Origin of the sequence: Polymorphobacter sp. PAMC 29334 (assembly GCF_019431245.1) — a bacterium.
Taxonomy (GTDB): domain Bacteria; phylum Pseudomonadota; class Alphaproteobacteria; order Sphingomonadales; family Sphingomonadaceae; genus Polymorphobacter_B; species Polymorphobacter_B megasporae.
The window spans coordinates 528,081-544,682 of sequence record NZ_CP080243.1 but is presented as its reverse complement, the minus strand read 5'-3'; the positions used below and the strand labels follow the sequence as shown (position 1 = coordinate 544,682).

15 protein-coding genes are annotated in these 16,602 nt (G+C 60.6%); 8 read left to right on the top strand and 7 right to left on the bottom strand.

Going from position 1 to position 16,602, the window contains the following annotated elements; translation table 11 throughout:
* Positions 1 to 193: 193 nt before the first annotated feature.
* Positions 194 to 721 carry a YkgB family protein gene (locus tag KZX46_RS06455; protein WP_226896257.1) on the bottom strand — a complete coding sequence of 176 codons (528 nt, stop codon included), beginning with the start codon at positions 719 to 721 and terminating at the stop codon, positions 194 to 196.
* A gap of 999 nt (positions 722 to 1,720) precedes the next feature.
* On the opposite strand from KZX46_RS06455, the gene KZX46_RS06450 reads away from it, so the two are divergent.
* The 3 genes from KZX46_RS06450 (at position 1,721) to KZX46_RS06440 (ending at position 5,111) form a co-directional block, all read left to right on the top strand.
* Positions 1,721 to 2,275, top strand: coding sequence for a VOC family protein (locus KZX46_RS06450; protein ID WP_219775951.1), 555 nt, complete (start codon positions 1,721 to 1,723; stop codon positions 2,273 to 2,275).
* A gap of 100 nt (positions 2,276 to 2,375) precedes the next feature.
* Positions 2,376 to 3,851: an APC family permease gene (locus KZX46_RS06445; protein WP_219775950.1), complete on the top strand. Its 1,476-nt coding sequence runs from the start codon at positions 2,376 to 2,378 to the stop codon at positions 3,849 to 3,851.
* A 270-nt stretch (positions 3,852 to 4,121) separates the two neighbouring features.
* The gene (locus KZX46_RS06440) at positions 4,122 to 5,111 is read left to right on the top strand and encodes a Gfo/Idh/MocA family protein (protein ID WP_219775949.1); all 990 of its coding nucleotides are present in this window, start codon (positions 4,122 to 4,124) and stop codon (positions 5,109 to 5,111) included.
* Positions 5,112 to 5,578: 467 nt separating this feature from the next.
* Here the strand turns inward: KZX46_RS06440 and KZX46_RS06435 are convergent, their stop codons facing one another.
* Positions 5,579 to 6,172 carry a PEPxxWA-CTERM sorting domain-containing protein gene (locus tag KZX46_RS06435; RefSeq protein ID WP_216710033.1) on the bottom strand — a complete coding sequence of 198 codons (594 nt, stop codon included), beginning with the start codon at positions 6,170 to 6,172 and terminating at the stop codon, positions 5,579 to 5,581.
* Positions 6,173 to 7,168: 996 nt separating this feature from the next.
* Here KZX46_RS06435 and KZX46_RS23450 point away from each other — a divergent pair.
* Positions 7,169 to 7,597, top strand: coding sequence for a transposase (locus KZX46_RS23450; RefSeq protein WP_216710032.1), 429 nt, complete (start codon positions 7,169 to 7,171; stop codon positions 7,595 to 7,597).
* Here the strand turns inward: KZX46_RS23450 and KZX46_RS06425 are convergent.
* Both KZX46_RS06425 and KZX46_RS06420 read right to left on the bottom strand, forming a co-directional pair.
* The gene (locus tag KZX46_RS06425; protein ID WP_216710031.1) at positions 7,515 to 7,820 is read right to left on the bottom strand and encodes a hypothetical protein; all 306 of its coding nucleotides are present in this window, start codon (positions 7,818 to 7,820) and stop codon (positions 7,515 to 7,517) included. The genes KZX46_RS23450 and KZX46_RS06425 overlap by 83 nt on opposite strands.
* A 491-nt stretch (positions 7,821 to 8,311) precedes the next feature.
* Positions 8,312 to 9,049, bottom strand: a complete 738-nt coding sequence (locus tag KZX46_RS06420; RefSeq protein WP_219775948.1) for a hypothetical protein — start codon at positions 9,047 to 9,049, stop codon at positions 8,312 to 8,314.
* Positions 9,050 to 9,599: 550 nt separating this feature from the next.
* Here KZX46_RS06420 and KZX46_RS06415 point away from each other — a divergent pair.
* From KZX46_RS06415 to KZX46_RS06405, 3 genes are read left to right on the top strand one after another with little or no spacing between them, the layout of a single operon-like run.
* Positions 9,600 to 10,721: an 8-amino-7-oxononanoate synthase gene (locus KZX46_RS06415; protein WP_216710029.1), complete on the top strand. Its 1,122-nt coding sequence runs from the start codon at positions 9,600 to 9,602 to the stop codon at positions 10,719 to 10,721.
* Positions 10,718 to 11,338 (top strand): dethiobiotin synthase, encoded by a 621-nt coding sequence (bioD, locus tag KZX46_RS06410; protein ID WP_216710028.1) that lies wholly within the window; start codon positions 10,718 to 10,720, stop codon positions 11,336 to 11,338. The genes KZX46_RS06415 and bioD overlap by 4 nt, the downstream gene beginning before the upstream one ends.
* Entirely contained in the window at positions 11,335 to 12,582 is a 1,248-nt protein-coding gene (locus KZX46_RS06405; RefSeq protein WP_219775947.1) for an adenosylmethionine--8-amino-7-oxononanoate transaminase, read from the top strand. The genes bioD and KZX46_RS06405 overlap by 4 nt, the downstream gene beginning before the upstream one ends.
* A 424-nt stretch (positions 12,583 to 13,006) precedes the next feature.
* On the opposite strand, the gene KZX46_RS06400 is transcribed toward KZX46_RS06405, so the two are convergent.
* On the bottom strand, positions 13,007 to 13,936 hold the full coding sequence (locus tag KZX46_RS06400; RefSeq protein WP_216710026.1) for an SAM-dependent methyltransferase: 930 nt from the start codon (positions 13,934 to 13,936) through the stop codon (positions 13,007 to 13,009).
* 177 nt (positions 13,937 to 14,113) lie between these two features.
* Between KZX46_RS06400 and KZX46_RS06395 the strand changes: the two genes are divergently transcribed.
* Positions 14,114 to 14,527, top strand: a complete 414-nt coding sequence (locus KZX46_RS06395) for a helix-turn-helix domain-containing protein (RefSeq protein WP_255615303.1) — start codon at positions 14,114 to 14,116, stop codon at positions 14,525 to 14,527.
* A 379-nt stretch (positions 14,528 to 14,906) separates the two neighbouring features.
* On the opposite strand, the gene KZX46_RS06390 is transcribed toward KZX46_RS06395, so the two are convergent.
* Both KZX46_RS06390 and KZX46_RS06385 read right to left on the bottom strand, forming a co-directional pair.
* Positions 14,907 to 15,350: a BLUF domain-containing protein gene (locus KZX46_RS06390; RefSeq protein WP_216710024.1), complete on the bottom strand. Its 444-nt coding sequence runs from the start codon at positions 15,348 to 15,350 to the stop codon at positions 14,907 to 14,909.
* 12 nt (positions 15,351 to 15,362) lie between these two features.
* The gene (locus KZX46_RS06385; protein ID WP_255615302.1) at positions 15,363 to 16,592 is read right to left on the bottom strand and encodes a bifunctional diguanylate cyclase/phosphodiesterase; all 1,230 of its coding nucleotides are present in this window, start codon (positions 16,590 to 16,592) and stop codon (positions 15,363 to 15,365) included.
* Between the last annotated feature and the right edge of the window lie 10 nt (positions 16,593 to 16,602).

Sequence of the window (16,602 nt, the reverse complement as noted above, 5' to 3'; positions counted from 1 at the left end):
CGACGGATCGAATGCGGTTCGACGGGTTCCGAACCTCCTTGCCGCCAGCCCGGGCCCGGCTATTGCAGCCAGACGTGAATAGCGCCGGCGGTTCCTCGGAAGCCGCCGTCTAGGACTGGAGAGACGCCGAAGGCAGCGAGCCTGGATTTTCGGACCGCGTGCCGAGGGGAAGGGGCACGCGGTCCGGCGACCGTCAGCGCGAGCGCCGACGCGCGCTAGCTTCGACAAGCGACTGGCCAAGCAACCAGAGACATGCCGCGAAGAGGCCGATGTCCTTGAGCAGGAAGGCACCGGGCGCCGTCGAGAGTTCGAGCGTTCCTTCGTGCCCCATGGCGATGACCCCTGGCGTGGTGAAGAAGCAGCTCATGGTGAGGACGAACGACCAAGCGCCCATGGCTCCACCCAATGCGGACGCCCGCGGGTCCACGACGCGCGCTGCGATCAAAAGGGCCGTAGTGATTTCGAATACGCCAAGGAACTTCGCGCCACCGTGCACCCCGAATAGGTCGTACAGCCAAGATATCAGAGGGTTGTTGGAGATGATCGGGACCAGCCCCTCTGCCTCGAACGGCACGAACTTCAAGCTGCCGAACCATAAGAAGATGATCGCGAGCGTGACGGTGATCGTCCACCCCCCGACCCTCGCAATCGTCGCGCCCAGAACAGGCGAGTCCATCTGACGCTTCGGATCCTCAATCGTGGCGGCACCGGGGCTGATCATGGTCAAGACGTTCTCCTATGAAATTCGCCGTCGGCGCGGTGTCCGGCCCGATGGTCAAGCGATCAGGAAAGGGCCTGGCAGAAGTGCAGACGCCGCCCGAGACGGCCGCACCGACCGGAGTGAAACGGTTGTAAAGTCGGATCGGACGGACCGTGAAGTTGCGACCCCGCGCCGGCAGCAGGCGTCAATGCTTTAGCGGTACCTCGAAGTCGGTCGACGCCCGAACCGCCCGATACCCGTTCCAAGCTCGCGACTGCAGCGGCGCCCGGAGCCGTGAAGTGGCCCTCGAAACTTCGCCTGGGCCTCGTCGTTCCTACTGACATCATCCGAACCTCTCGACGTCGAGATTTCCGCCACTCAGTGATTTCGCCGAACACGGCACTCGCTGAGCGATTTCATGCGGTCGGTACCATACCGGTTGGCTGATCAGGCGCGGAAAGGGCGATGCAGATGATTACGGCGCAGGATACGCTCCATATCGCCGGCAATGGGCGAAGTCGTAACCAGCGCCGGCGACGGGCTCGAAGAAGCGCCGTCCGGCCGCCAAGGGCGCCGACGATGGCGAGGCTGCGAGTCGACCGTCGGCAGCCAGCTGACAACGCGCTTTGCTCATCGTCATCGACATGACTTAGCTCAAAGGCAACCGGTGGTCCTCAGGGTTGGCGGACGTCCCGTTGCGGGCGGATCGATCTCACGGGTCCGCCTGACCGGATTCGTTCACTCCCCGGGCGATAGGCACTCGGCTGGTTCGCGCGGACCGCAGGCAGCGGGGTGACGTACGATAGGCGCACATACGATCCCGGCGGCGATTGCGAAGGGCAGGCCCTGCAATCGGCCGACGCTGCTTAACTGGTTAAGCCTGGAAGATTGCGATCGCTGATAATGCTTTTCAGCAAGTGGAAGGCGCGACCTGAATTTCGCAGATCGGTCGTGAGATCAGTCGATCCAACGGCGGCGCCGACCTGCATTCCGCCTTTCACCCGTTAGGAAGCCGATCCGATGGCGCACGATCCTCGAGAACAGGCAGATCCTGCAATGCCTGGAATACAGACAGGAGTGACATCCTTCCTGGGCAGGATGGTCGAGACGTGCATCGTCACCCGGGACCATCGTCGCACAATGGAGGGCCTTTGCCGGCTCGGCATAGGCCCATGGCGGATCTTCACGTTCAGTCCCGAGAACACGGCCAATCAGACGTACCGTGGCCGACCAGCCGAATTCGTTCTTACTGTCTGCTTCGCCGAGGTCGGCGACATGATCTGGGAACTTATAGAGCCAGTTTCCGGCGACACGATCTTCAGGGACCACCTCGACTGGCACGGTGAGGGTGTTCATCACACGGCTCATGACTGCAACAACATCCCGTTCGAGGCCCGACTGGAGGAGTTCGCCCGGAGGGGCTTCAAGCTGATTCAATCCGGCAGCTGGATGGGCCGAAACCATTTCGCGTTCTTCGGAACCGAGGACGCGACGACAACGTGCTTCGAGACCTACGTCTTCCCCGACGACTGGGCCTACCCCGAACCCGACAGCTGGTACCCGGCGAAACCCTAGCCGAACCGGTGCCGGGATCGGGCGCTTGCGGTCCGCTCAAAGCTCGAGGAGCAGATATGGCCCATGATCCCGACCCAGTCATCATCGCGCTCGGCTCGCCGTGACGACGATCAACGACCTGACCGGGTATGATGAAGACGGGTCGATCACGGACGTCGATACCAAGCTCAAGAAGGGGCGGCTGAACACTTACGACGTGACACTGGCCGCATTCGCCTTCAACGCTCCAGGCTACATCGCGGCCTCCGCGATACCGCTCATCTATGGGGTCGTCGGGCACGCTGCGCCGCTGTCGATCCTCGTCGCCTTCCTGTTCCCAATGTGCGTCCTGGCGTTCTGCCTGATCCGTCTCGTCCGCGAGGCTCCGTCCGCCGGAGGCGTGTTCACCTTCACCGAACGCTTCGTACATCCCGGCGCCGCGACCGTACTCGGATGGACGTATACGGTCATGGCCGCCACGACCGCCCCACTGACCGCGGTGATTGGAGCCCGATACATCCAAGCGCTGTTTCCCGCCCTTCAGGGGGACTACCAGGCGAGGATCATCGGCACGGTGATGCTCGTGGTGTTCTCGGTGGTGAGCAACCGCGGCGTCGAGTTGACGGCGAAGATCGCCGGCGTCCTGCTCGCGTTCGAGATCGTGGTGGTTGCGGGACTTGGCCTCTGTGGCATCGTCGCTCCCCAGGTCCACGACGTGCCGATCCTGTCCCTCTATTCGGTCAGCGCCGCCGGCGGACTGATGGCCGTCGGTCAGGGCGTCCTCTTCGGCGTCTTCATGCTCGCCAACTTCGACTCGGCGATCAACTTCATCGAGGAATCGAAGGTGCCCGTGCGGACAGTGCAACGCTCGCTCATGCTCGTTCTAGGCCTCGCGCTGATCGTGTACAGCCTCGCAGCCATCGGCTGGCAGTTCGCAGTTCCCATCCCGGAACTCACCAGGGCGAGCGCCGCTCCGGGTGGAAGCCCTATCGCCACCGTGGCCGACGTCTATCTTCCGGGCTGGCTGACCTGGATTGCCCCCCTTGTCGTCGTGACGTCCAGTTTCGCGGGCATGCAGGCATCGCTTAACTCGGGGGCGCGGACCCTTTACCGTATGGGGCAGGATGGACACCTGCCGGCGAGGGTCTGTCGCACCAACCGCCATCAGGCGCCATCGACGGCGATCTTCGGGCTCGCCGTCGCAGGCGTACTCGCCGTCTGGCTACGGCCCTTCGCAGACCTCGTCTGGTACATTGACACCTTCACGATTACCCTGGTTCTCTCCTACGTCGCGATGCTCGCGGCCTACATCCGGCTGGTCTGGTCGAAACATCCCGCCGGCACGGCGACAATGCTTTCTGTGCTTCCGGCGTTGGCGCTCGTAATGCTCGTGTACGTCGCGTATTCGGCGGGCATTTCGGCATCCGATCCAAGCGCCAAGTACAACGCCTGGTACATCGGAACAGCGGTTTTGCTGACGGGATGGTTTCTGGTCGTCCTGAACCGCCGACGACGGAGGGCGCACCAGTCCCGGCGCGCCGAAGTCGACGTCGGCGTTTCCAACGTCACGCCTGCAGCCGTCGCTTCGTCGACCTGACGCAAACTCCCTTCATCCATCTCGGAAGCCTTCCATGCACCAGCCCCCTCTCGATGCGTTCGTTCGTCGGCGATCTGTGCGGAACCGAGCGGCAGTGCCGCGCATCCGCGATTCTAAATTTTCGATTGACGGTGGACCACCGTGAATCTGGGGGAACCCGCATTGCCGGATTGCCGCAGCCGCCAGGGGCGGCGACGTTGTCGAGATTTTGCAGGATCAGTGAGACCGGCATCGAGACGGGCTCGAGGCGCCTGAGCGAGAGGAACCAAATTGTCCAAGTACCGGATCGGCATCATAGGTCTCGGCAAGATCGCGCGCGATCAGCACCTACCCGCAATCTCCGCGTCAGGCGCGTTCGAGCTAGCGGCGGTATCCAACATCGGCGGCTCGACAGCGCTGGTGGGCGTTCCCGCCTTTCCCGACTACGTCGAAATGCTAGAAGCCGTCTCGGATCTCGACGCGGTGTCGATCTGCACTCCTCCCGGACCCCGCCGCTCGATCGCCGCAGCGTGCCTGGCGGCCGGCAAGCATGTACTGCTCGAGAAGCCGCCGGCGGCGACGGTGGCGGAGGTCGGCGACATCGCGCGCCGTGCCGCAGCGATCGGCAAGGTGGCCTTCGCCACCTACCACGCGCAGCACAATGCCGCCGTCAAGCGAGCGGCCGACCTCCTCGCAGGCAAGACGGTGAAGTCTCTCGGCGTGATCTGGAAGGAGGACCTGCGGCAATGGCATCCCGGACAGGACTGGATACTGGAGGCGGGCGGCTTCGGCATCTTCGATCCCGGTATCAACGCGTTGTCGATCTTGACCCGCATCCTTCCCGAACCGGTGTTCGTAAGTGCGGCAGAGCTGTTCTTTCCAGCCAACCGCCAAGCGCCCATTGCGGCCAAGCTGACGTTCAGCACCGGGCTCGCCCCGGATGGGCAGCTGACCGGCGACTTCGACTGGCGTGAGACCGGGCCGCAGACATGGTCGATCGCCGTCGAGACCGTCGATGGGACCAAGCTCAAGCTGACTGACGGCGGATCGCGACTTGAGACCGAAGGCGCGCCACCATTCGTCGGTCCGGCCGACGAATACCTCGATATCTATAGGGAGTTCGCCGAACGGCTGGAGGATCGTCGCTCGAACGTCGATGCGGCACCCCTTCAGCTTGTCGCGGACGCCTTTATGATCGCGACCCGGACCGAGGTCGCGGCTTTTGACTTCGCCGGATCGTCGCAGGCGCTGCCCGCGCCGGATCGCCAGAAACCGGACTGACGACGCGCTTCGCGCCCGGCGACGCCGGGCCCAGCAACCACACAGCGCTGCCCAGGAGGTCATCCGATCTGGAACGCACAGCCGCTTCCCCACGCCTGACATGGTGACGTGGCATAGCCGGGGTTTCCCGGGGGAGCCGCGTTTAGCCTTCCGCGAACGGTCCCAAGGCGTGTTAGGTTGGTTCGTCGATGATCGAATAGGACATAATGAGTTCATCGGCCTCCTAGGCGGGAGGGAGATGGCAATCGTTGCCCAACGAATGCGAGGACCATCCAGTAAACCAGAAACCAAGTCGACTATAGTGCAACATAGGGTCGACCAAGGCAGTCAATTGATTTTTTGTGATATAGCCTGTGACGTTCACCAGGATCCGCCGTCTTGCTGGCGCTGCCGGCATTGGAGGGCTGCAGTAAAAGGCCGCCCGACTTTAGATAGGCGGCCCTTTACCTCACTCAAGTGTTCACTGTTTAGGCATGATTGATGCGCGTCGCGAGCTTGTTGCGGCTGCGGAGCGAGCCGCCGATTGCGCCGAAACCGATGATCATCATGGCCCACGTTGCCGGCTCTGGGACGTCACCTGCGACCGGTGTCGTAAAGCTGAAGTTGTCGAAGATTACGCCACCCGGATCGTCCGAGAAGACGATCAGCTGCGTGATGTTCGGCACGATGGACAGGTTGAACACGTCCTGGGTGAGAGGGTCTCCATCCGCGAAAAGTCGGCCAGTAAAGGACGCCGTCGTTGAAGAGCCCTGAAATCCTAGCGTGCTCGTCGTGTCATCATCGGAGTAATTGAAGGTAAGATTCGACACCGGCTTTAAGAAATCGATAATAAGAGTACCGCTGCAATCGGTCTGGAATGCGCAAAGCGCCAGGCCGGTGCTGCCGGAAACAGCGCTGAACCCTCCCGACGACGAGCTGAACGTCACCCCTGGGTAGCTAATCGAACCCTCAGCCTGCACGCCTACCGTCAGATTTTCAAAGTCAATCGTCTCGGCGAGCGCTGGAGAGTTGGCCAAGAGCAGCGAACTTACCGCTGCGATTAACTTCTGCAATGTCTTCATTCGTCACTCCTGAACTCGCGCCGCGCTGCATCTGCGCGGACGCGCGAGGACGCTATGGTAAACGTCAGCGCAGAGGTCAACGGCGCGAGTCGCGGTCCATTTCAGCGCTGGCCAGCGACCAGTACCGCAATCGTGATGGCGACAGCGTTAGGGCACAAATGATCGCAGCGTGTCTGTGACAATGTCCTCTATCCCCTCCGGATTCCAGGGCTTTTCGCCGCAAATGATCCGAAATGGAATTCTGGCTGTCATGCACGCCATCATCGAGTGATTGTGCTACGGAATCGTCATGGGGTTCCGCCCCTACCTTCTCGAAACACTTGTCATCGAGTGTCAACTCCCGGCACGTCAATGCGTCGGGCGGCACCGCGGGGCCGGCAACCGCCGGAGCGACGAGGATGGCAAAGGCGTGCATGTGAGCCGCTCCGTATCTCGCAACGGCTCGCGTATCGCGTATCGTTTTATATCAGGTCAGCATGTGTTTGGCCGTGCCACGACTATTCCGTCCAAGTTCGATGTCGTCGCGCGTTGTTGCATCCGCGACGCCATTCTGAGCAGTCGCTGCTCCGCCGTGCTCATGAGCACCTCATCGGACGGTTGATGACAAGGGAAAAGACCGTGTCACCACAAGCGGTGAGGCGCATCATCGTATCGCGCTGCGACCTGCGGGTCCGCTTGCGTCCGGCCTCTGCTGATCGTGTCTAGATGTTTGATTCCAGGCTTTGATGGCGCATTATTCACGGCCAGCTGGAAGGAAGCGCTATGGCCCGTTTCAGGCTGGTCAAGGATCGCACCGCTGCGAAGAACCGCGAACATTGTCTGCCGCTCGCCGCTGGTGAAGCGGCACGCCGCGCAGCGGTTTTCCCAGATCGACCGTCAGATCGCCGCGATTGACGCTGAACTGAAAACCAGCCTCTTCCGCGAGCCGGAACTCGCCGCACGCTTCAACGTCCTTGTCTCGATCCCGGGCATATCGACGAGCTTACGGCGATCGCCATGCTCATCGATATGCCCGAACTCGACACTCTCGATTACAAGCAGTTCGCGTCGCTGGCCGGTCTTGCACCGATCGCTCGCGATAGCGGGCAGCATCGCGGAAAATGCCATATCCCGGGCGGCCGCGCGGAACTGCGAGGCGCTCTTTACATGCCCGCGCACGTCGCCATCCGGTTTAACCCCGACATGAAAGCCAAGTACACAGCACTCGTCGCCGCCGGAAGAAACCGCCAAAGGTCGCGAACACAGCCGTCACGCGGAAGCTCGTTATCCTGGCAAACTCGCTGCTCAAGGCCGAACGAGTGTGGACGCCAGAACCCGCTTGATCACAACGGATACTCTAAACTCAGTCAGCGACTGGGTAGGCTGATTTCTCGGCATCATCGATCGATAGGCGCTCGACCAGCGTGCCGATCGCCGCTCCGTTGAACGACGCGGTCGAAACGCCGTCGATCTGAATCGCGAATTCGGGCGTCAGGGTTGCCTTTGATCGATGATCGAGGTCGAGTTGCTGCCACGCTTGCACGGCGCTGCGCAGGTTCGTCACCTCGGCGAGTTCGATGTCGCCACGATGGACGTTCTCAAGCGCAGCGCTCATGCGCCAGTCGATCGTCGGTGTCATTGCGTGATCGCCCCACGTCGCTTCGGTCATGATCACCCCACGTCCTGTCGTTGCAACGACCTCTACAGCCGAGCTGCTCGACGCGACAAGGGTGACATGATCAAAATTAGTGTGGAAGAACCCTCGTAGTTCGAAGCCTCGCTCGTGGACATCCATGTAAGGGGCGATTGAGGGCCAGCCTCTCCGGCCGGCTGATGTGCAGAAGGGTGTGGATGGGTATTCGCCGACGACAACTCGACGCGCCCTTCGCGGCAAGCGGCGTCGGGATGCCGTACCGGTCGCCCTGTTCCTCGACGAGTCGCGCCACTTTCTTGCCATGGATTGCCCTTTGATATGAATTGGGCAAGCGCCATCATTGGCGGCGTGTCGGTGGAGGTGCAATTCGATCCTTTCGGCAAGTCATTGACCGCTTAGAATAAAATTCGCCAATGATCTAAATATGCCCCGAAGGTGCCACTCCTTTCTTTCAAGGTACCGCGGCTGGCCCCTTCCGCAAGCCTGCCCGTCGCCTTGGGGTTGTTTCAGCGATTGTCATTCCGTTGCGAATCGAATGGTGTCTCCAGTCCGATCTCCAGCAGCAGCATCCGGCCGAGATGAGAAATCTCCAGATTATGCTTGAAGTCGCCGGTGCGCGTGTCGAATTCGGGAGTTTCACCCGCCTTCACGTTCCCGAAGTTCTTTTTGAGCAGCCCCAGGTTGAACAACCGCGTCTTGCCGATTTCGTAGAGCACGTTCCGATCGATCGCCGACGGCGGGGACTGCATGTGCGGCGGATCCGGTCGGTTGACCTTTTCAAACGCCATCCGGTCTGCTCCGCCGTATGTCCTGCCGTAGGCGTTCAGAATGTTGACCTCGTCCTCGTCCAGCGCGCCCAAAGTGTGCAGGAGCCGCTTGCGCCGGACGACCTCGGCGTCATCCTCGTTTATCCCACGGACGACCGCCTCGACGATCTGATCGATCCTCTCCCGCGAAGTCGCCCGGGCCGACTGGAAGCCGCCTTCCTCGATTAGATCGATCTTCTCGGGGTTTTCCATCAGCTCCGTCCTGACGTCGGCAGTCAGATCGTCAAGGCGAGACGTGAGCGTCCGCAGGTAGACGGCGACGCGGTCGGCTCGTTGACCAGGGATCACCATGCCGACGATCTCCGCCACGAGACCGCCGGCGACTGGCACCGCCCCCACCACGCCCTTGCCGATCGCGATTAACCGGTCACGCCAGTCATCGTCGAGACCGTCTCGTAGGGGTCCGTCATTTGTCATCCTCGCCTCCTTAATTGTCCTCGTAGGTTCAAACATGCTTGACGGATTAATTCTCCAAGCCGCGGCACCATCTTTCGGGGCATCGTCGGTACAATAGGCGCGTCTATCCGCCGCACGTCCATCTTCCGCTGCATACTCACATCGCAGCCGCCTGCCCGGAAATCCTTTATCTGCGTATTTCGTAGCGCCACGACGCCGACTGTCTCCACCTCATTCTTCTCACCAGACCAGAAATCTTGAAAGGCGAGGTTTGGCAACGAGTGGTCGCTGACGCGGCCAATCGAATGCGCCACCAGTCTTTGGATCCGTCCTACAAAAATCACCGTGCTCATTGCCCTGATGACCGCGGTGGCGCCGGCCGGAGCGACCGCCGGGCCGCCGCCCTACGACATTGTCATTCGCCACGGGCAGGTGTTCGACGGGTGATCACTGCTTCAACCACCAAGGCGACCTGATAGCACGATGCCGATGCACGTCGAGCCGTCGACATGGTCGATGCAGCGACCGAATGCCTCTCGGCAAGTGGCTACGCTGGCGTTAGCAGAGGCGAATGGGCGCATGTGATATTTTGGAGAGCGGACTGACGCAGCTTTCCGCAATGGGTCGACGTCGGTCTTTGATGCCTCGGACCGGTTTAGACTTCTCCTCCAATGATTATCTAGGTTTGGCTGCATCTAGCCGCCTGCGAGCCGCCGTCGTGGCGGCCTTGGCGCGTGGAGTTCCGATCGGTTCGGGAGGATCGCGCCTGCTGCGCGGCAACTGCGAAGAGCATGAGTTGCTCGAGGAAGAAGCCGCCCAATTCTTTGGATCCGAAGCCGCCCTTTTCGTGGGGTCCGGTTACGGTGCGAACGCCTTGCTCTTCTCGACGCTGCCGCAGCGCGGCGATCTCGTCGTCTATGACGAGCTAATCCACGCGAGCGCGCATGAAGGAATGCGACTTGGCCGAGCGGAGACAAGGGGCTTTGCACACAACGACGTGGACGCTGCTGCCGACGTGATTGCCGCGTGGCGCAATCGTGGTGGATCGGGAACGCCATGGCTCGCGATGGAAAGCCTGTACAGCATGGACGGCGACCGCGCGCCGCTAACCGACGCTGCCTTGCTCGCCGAACGGCAAGGCGCAATGCTTCTGATCGACGAAGCGCATGCCACCGGCGTGTTCGGCCCTGATGGTCGCGGCTTAGCCGCGGATCTCGACGGGGGAGCCAATGTCGTCGTGCTACGCACGTGCGGAAAGGCGTTGGGGTGCGAAGGGGCCTTAATCCTCGCGCCAGTCACGGTGCGCGACTTCCTGATCAATCGAGGTCGAGGCTTTATTTTCTCGACCGCGCCGTCGCCGCTAATCGCGGCCGTGGTCCGCGACGCGCTGCGCTGCCTGCGCGATGAGCCAGAGCGCCGAGACCGGCTTCACGCGCTTCTCCACTCAGCGGCGCGCGAGTTGTGCCGCATCGGGATGCCCGTGTCAGGATCGCCGATCCAACCAGTTGTCATCGGTGACGACCGCCGGACGATGGAGATCGCCGCCGTGTTGCAGGCGACAGGGTTCGATGTGCGTGGCGTGCGTCCGCCCACCGTCCCGCCCGGTACCGCGCGGCTGCGACTGTCGTTCACGCTCAACGTCGATGAGGCGTCGATTGCGGCGCTCGTGACCGCCCTGCAGGAGCATTTGTGACCACGATCGTCGTAACCGGCACCGACACCGACGTCGGCAAGACTATCTTCGCTGCCGCTTTGACCACAGCGTTGGGTGCTATGTACTGGAAGCCAATCCAGGCCGGGTTGGCCGACGGCAGCGATGCCTCAACCGTTGCCTCGCTCGGGGTGCCGCAACGAGATATCCTGCCTGAGGCCTATCGCCTGACGACGCCTTGTTCACCGCACCGCGCCGCCGAGCTCGACGGTATCGAGATTAATGCTGACCTTCTGACGCCTTTACCTATGCGCGAAACGCTGGTGGTCGAAGGGGCCGGTGGCGTGCTCGTGCCGGTCACGAGGCGGCTGCTCTATGCCGACCTGTTCGCCCGTTGGGGCCATCCAGTCGTGATCGTCGCGCGTACCGAACTGGGCACGATCAACCATAGCTTGCTGTCGATCGAAGCCCTGCGCGCCCGCGCCGTCCCGATCCTCGGCATCGCGTTTATTGGCGATCCAAACGAAGACAGCGAAGCGATCGTCGTCGAACTTGGCAAAGTCAGGCACCTGGGCCGGCTCCCGCGCCTTACCTCGCTGACGGCGACCAGCTTACGGGCAGCGTTCCACGCCAACTTCAGACTGGAGGATTTCCGTTGAGCGAATCCTCGATATGGCACCCCTTCACGCAGCACGGCCTCGCCGAGCCGATCCCGCTTGTCGAACGCGCCGAAGGCGCCGCGCTTTTTACCGCCGATGGCCGGCGGATCGTTGACGCGATCTCGTCCTGGTGGGTGACGACCCACGGCCATGCCCACCCACGCATCGCCGCCGCAATCGCCGAACAGGTCGGTAAGCTCGATCAGATTATCTTCGCGGGGTGGACGCACGAACCAGCAGAGACGCTGGCAGCCGGACTACGCGCGATAATGCCGCCGGCTCTCACACGTGTCTTCTTCTCCGATTCGGGCTCGACCAGCGTTGAAGTCGCGCTGAAGATGGCGCTGGGCTATTGGTTGAACCGTGGCGAACCGCGGCATCGCATCCTGGTGCTCGAGCACGGCTATCATGGCGACACGATCGGCGCGATGTCGGTCGGTGCGCGCGGCGTCTTTAACCGTGCCTACGCACCGCTGCTATTTGACGTGGAGACGATCCCTTTTCCAACCATGGGCCGCGAGCAAACGACGTTGGACGCGCTTGATCAGGCCTGCGCTGAGGGAGCGGCAGCGTTGATCATCGAGCCGTTGCTGCTCGGTGCCGGTGGCATGCTGGTCTATTCGGCGGCAACGCTTGCCGAGATGCGCCGCATCTGTGCGCACCACGGCGTGCTGTTCATCGCCGATGAGGTGATGACGGCGTGGGGACGGACCGGCACGCTGCTGGCCTGCGAGCAAGCGGGCATCGTGCCCGACATCCTGTGCCTCTCGAAGGGACTGACAGGGGGCGCTATTCCACTAGCGGTGACGATGGCGATCGAGCCCATCTTCGCCGCTCACTACGGCACCGACCGGTCGAGCATGTTCTTCCACTCGTCGAGCTACACCGCCAACCCGATCGCCTGCGCCGCCGCGAACGCCAACCTCGCGATCTGGCGGGAAGAGCCGGTGCTTGAACGCGTCGGCAATCTTGCGCGACGCCAGTCAGAGGGGCTCATTATGCTTCAGTCGCAGCCCGGCGCGATTAATGGACGCCAGCTCGGCACCGTCACGGCGATCGAAATTGGGGATAGCAACGGCTACCTGTCTGCTCTTGCGCCGCGCCTGATGTCTTTCTTTCGGGAGCGCGACGTGCTGCTGAGGCCCCTCGGCAACACTGTCTATGTCATGCCGCCTTACTGTATATCGGACGAAGATCTCGACGTTATCTACGACAGCATCGCGGAAGCCGTAACCTCAAGGTGAAGAGCGATCCGTTTTTAAACGCTCGCGCCGCCGTTCGTGCCGTCGACCAAACAGTCATGCAGCTACCAAATTTCAGCTAAAGAACGCGAACGTTGGTAGTTCTTTCTCGCCGGACTAGTAGCGCCGGAGGGTCAGTCCGACCCAGGCACCGACCGATCACGACCGCTTGAAATTGGTCGGATCTTCGATCGCGGTTTTGAACGAAGTCGCAGTCGCCACGCCGCCACGCCGACGCAGGGGATGGTCATGAGCAGCTGGCATGGGTCGACGCCGATCTACCCGCCTGTCGACAGCTTTTTTCAAGCCTGTTTCACCGGTTACGCAGTGGAACAGGGGCATCACGCTTCGACGCTTAGTTAACACCCTGGAGTCCCATGAGACACCTTATTTCGGTGTCTCGGTGTTCACGGGGCCGGCAGCGAGCTCAATCAGTGAATGGGTCAGCCGACGAGGTAAGGACAGCCCTAGTCTGCCCACCTGCCTCAACCCACTTGCGATACGGTGCCACGATCTCCGTTTTGGCGAGGCTTGGGTTACCTGTAACATTTGCTGCCGCCCGTCGGAACTGAGGCTCGAGTTCAGCCATCGCACCCTTCACGTCGCCACGGATAAAGTAGTGCGATGATGGGGGACGTGCAGAAAATTCATCAAGAATTAGGCCCGCCCTCGCGCCCACTCGCTGAATGGCAAAATCGGCACGGTCTTTCGTGGTGAACTCGAAGTCGGGGTGCTTGATTTCGCCCTCAATAAGCGCGCGTAAAACGGGGCGACGCTCCCAGATCTGAAAGACAGTTGGCACGTCAAATATTTCTGAATCAAGCACGAATGCATTGCTTTTCACCGTTTCGTCGTGAATTAGGTGGAAGTTAGGGTCGAGACGATTGATAATTGAGATCTTCCGGAACGACATTGGCAGGATGAATGCAATAAAGACTGCTTGCTTAGCGGCATGGTTGAAAAAGCGAATAGCAATGCTTGCATTTCTTCCAAAGGGGACATTGCCAATGAATACGATCCCCCGTTCGCTCTGGATTTCCGTCTCGAAGAAATCTGACTTGGTGATGCCCTCACCTTTCGGTTCGAGGTCAAAAGCCAACCTGCATGGCGGCATTAAATCCGAAAAAGACCCTGTACCAGCGCTCGGCTCCACGGTTTGATACAAACTTAGATTCATAAACCGATGACAATTGTGGTATAATTGTGCCGCCACATCTTTATCGGTGTAATATTGATCTAGCTGGAATGCTGGTTTCGATCTGTCCTTGCGCAGCGATCGCTTCGTCGCGGCCTCACGGCGGGTTGAAGTTAGACGACCGCGTATCGCGGCATCGGCATCGGGCTTGAGGTTGCTCATCCAAGCGTTTAGGACGGGCCGCCAATCGATGTGCATCAACGTCACATAATCGCTGGAACACAAGTCATGCCGTCACGCAGCAGACAGCGGCTTCCCTCGGGCTACGCGCAACTCAGGCCCGATCTCGGCGCGTTCCTTCGGAGGGAGCGTAAGGAACACGAACTCAAGCAGCAGTCTGTGGCCGACGACATCGGGCTTTCGCGGGAAAATCTGTCACGCATTGAATGCGGTCATTCGTGGCCTGGATACGACACACTTCTAGGTTTGATGATGATCTTCAGTCTTGACTGGCCGCAAATCGCCGTCGAGGGCAATACCGATCGCGTACCCCGGCCATTTCAAGACAGTCGGCGCGCGTTATCTCGGCTGAGGCTCGGCAGTTGTTTACGCGAAGGGCGTCAAAGCGAAGGTTTATCGCTTAAGGGGTTGGCGGAACGCTGTGGTATGTCGGCGGCACAACTTTCGCGGATCGAGCGCGGCGAGGCGTCGAGGAGCCGGGCCTTTGAGGATGATCCCGCCGACGCCGGTTGGCCAAAGGATGACCGCTGTGAGCGATTTGTGCATCTCGAACTGCGGCGCCTTGCCGGCTAGCGAGCTAAGGGGTCGAGATCGTCCTGCCACACCAACTGATCAAGGTTACAGCGGCGCTGCTACTCGACGTGACCTCGAGGGCAATTTGTAGCGCTTCGGCGGTTTGATCCTTGGGCAGGATGACGAATAAGTCAGCGAACACACGCCACGCAAGATTCATTGAAGTTCCGTCGTGACCTTTGACGCGGTGACAGACTGTCAGATATCTTTTCACTACCGCTTTACTAGCGGTAATGCCGGACGTCACCTATGTTCTCGATCGAGTCGTAAATAAGCTGCATGGAGATGCGTCGCGGAGTAGCCGCGTGACGACGCTGAATGTCTACAGCTTGCCACCTGTCCAGTTATCCATAAGCCAACGTCAACACCCACTGTATTTTTAATCAGTGGGATGCTCTTCTTCCATGGCGAGCCCTCGCAGAGTGTCAAACAGTGCATCACCGTCCATCTTTGCGGGATCAAAACCGCTGCCGTTGACGAGAACTCCGTAGCGAGCGGCGTCGCCGATCGAAGCTCCAACGAACCCCATCGACCAGTTCTCGAAAGCTCGGACAGCTACGGGATCGAACGCTAGGAGCGATACATCGCTGTGACGATCGTCCTGCTGAATGCGCTCGAACACGTCCTCAACGGCGGAACGCGGACCTTCAAGGACCTGAGCGAAGCAGCCGGAGTTGAACATTAGCGCGCCGGTAACATCGACACGCTGATTGTTCACCTGACTTTTTGCCAAGATTGAGATTATCGCCGCCTCAACCGCGTCCGCATCGCCGGTCACGGTATTGTGGCTATAATAGACCAGACGATAAAGCTCGTCCGACATGACATATCTCCCCTAAGCAGCTTCTGCTGAGCATGTGGTTGCAAGAAGCGCCATTGTGGCTTCTGCCGAAATCGGCCGACCGGTTAGGTAACCCTGCACTTCATCACAACCGGCAGCGCCGACGCAGGCAAGCTCGCCTTCAGTCTCGACACCTTCCGCAATTGTCTTCATGCGCAGCGCCGCGGCAAGGCCAGTGACGGCACGAAAAATCGCCTGCCGTTCGACGTGAGAATCGATATCGCGAACGAAGCACTGGTCGATCTTGATTTTATCGAACGGAAACTTCTGAAGGTAACCGAGCGACGAATATCCGGTCCCGAAATCGTCCATCGTCACGGCGACACCGACTTCCCGTAGCCGATTGAGCGTTTTCAGGACATCATTGGTATCGTTAAGCAGTGCACCTTCCGTGATCTCAAGCTCCAATCGGTGCGCGTCAAGCTGCGATTGAGCGAGAGCCGACGTCACCGTCTCGGCGAGTTTTCCACCCCGAAATTGTACCGGCGAGAGGTTGACGGCAATCGTGACCGGGACCGGCCACGCGGCGGCTTGCTTGCACGCCGTACGAAGCACCCATTCTCCGATTGCTCCGATGATACTGATCTCTTCGGCGAGCGGAATAAACTCCTCAGGCGGTACGACGCCACGTGTGGGATGGTGCCACCTGATGAGCGCTTCGAAGCCGATGATCAGCTTCGATGCGAGATTATACTGTGGCTGATACAAAAGCTGCAGCTGCTTGAGAGCTAAAGCGCGACGAAGATCGGTTTCCAGCGCTCGTCGCGCCGGCAGATGGTCGGCCATCTCCGGCGCGAACATGCGGTAGCAGCCGCGGCCCTCTGCCTTGGCTCGGTAGAGCGCGAGATCAGCGTTCTTGAGCAATACATCGGGCTCGCGACCATCGATCGGCGCAATCGCGACCCCGACACTTGCTCCGATGTGCAGGAGGTGACCGTCGATCGCATAGGCCCGGCCGATTAGGTCGACCAAGCGTGTCGCAAGCGCTTGCGCACCAGCTGGCTGCGGCGTGTCCGATTGAATGACTGCAAATTCATCACCGCCGAGGCGCGCCACGATATCGCCGTCGCGCGTCGCGCTCTTGAAACGCTCGGCTACCTTCCGGAGCAGTGTGTCGCCGATCGGATGTCCAAGCGTATCATTGACCGCCTTGAAGCGATCGAGATCGATATACAGCAACGCCGCTGCCTGACCCGTCCGTGCTACGTTGGTAAGCCGCTCCACCAAGCGATCC

Bases quoted from the DNA above. Each gene is read 5' to 3' on its own strand.
- KZX46_RS06455 (WP_226896257.1), bottom strand. From the start codon at position 721: ATGATCAGCCCCGGTGCCGCCACGATTGAGGATCCGAAGCGTCAGATG.
- KZX46_RS06450 (WP_219775951.1), top strand. From the start codon at position 1,721: ATGGCGCACGATCCTCGAGAACAGGCAGATCCTGCAATGCCTGGAATA.
- KZX46_RS06435 (WP_216710033.1), bottom strand. From the start codon at position 6,172: ATGAAGACATTGCAGAAGTTAATCGCAGCGGTAAGTTCGCTGCTCTTG.
- KZX46_RS23450 (WP_216710032.1), top strand. From the start codon at position 7,169: ATGCTCATCGATATGCCCGAACTCGACACTCTCGATTACAAGCAGTTC.
- KZX46_RS06425 (WP_216710031.1), bottom strand. From the start codon at position 7,820: ATGACCGAAGCGACGTGGGGCGATCACGCAATGACACCGACGATCGAC.
- KZX46_RS06420 (WP_219775948.1), bottom strand. From the start codon at position 9,049: ATGACAAATGACGGACCCCTACGAGACGGTCTCGACGATGACTGGCGT.
- KZX46_RS06415 (WP_216710029.1), top strand. From the start codon at position 9,600: ATGGGCGCATGTGATATTTTGGAGAGCGGACTGACGCAGCTTTCCGCA.
- KZX46_RS06400 (WP_216710026.1), bottom strand. From the start codon at position 13,936: ATGAGCAACCTCAAGCCCGATGCCGATGCCGCGATACGCGGTCGTCTA.
- KZX46_RS06390 (WP_216710024.1), bottom strand. From the start codon at position 15,350: ATGTCGGACGAGCTTTATCGTCTGGTCTATTATAGCCACAATACCGTG.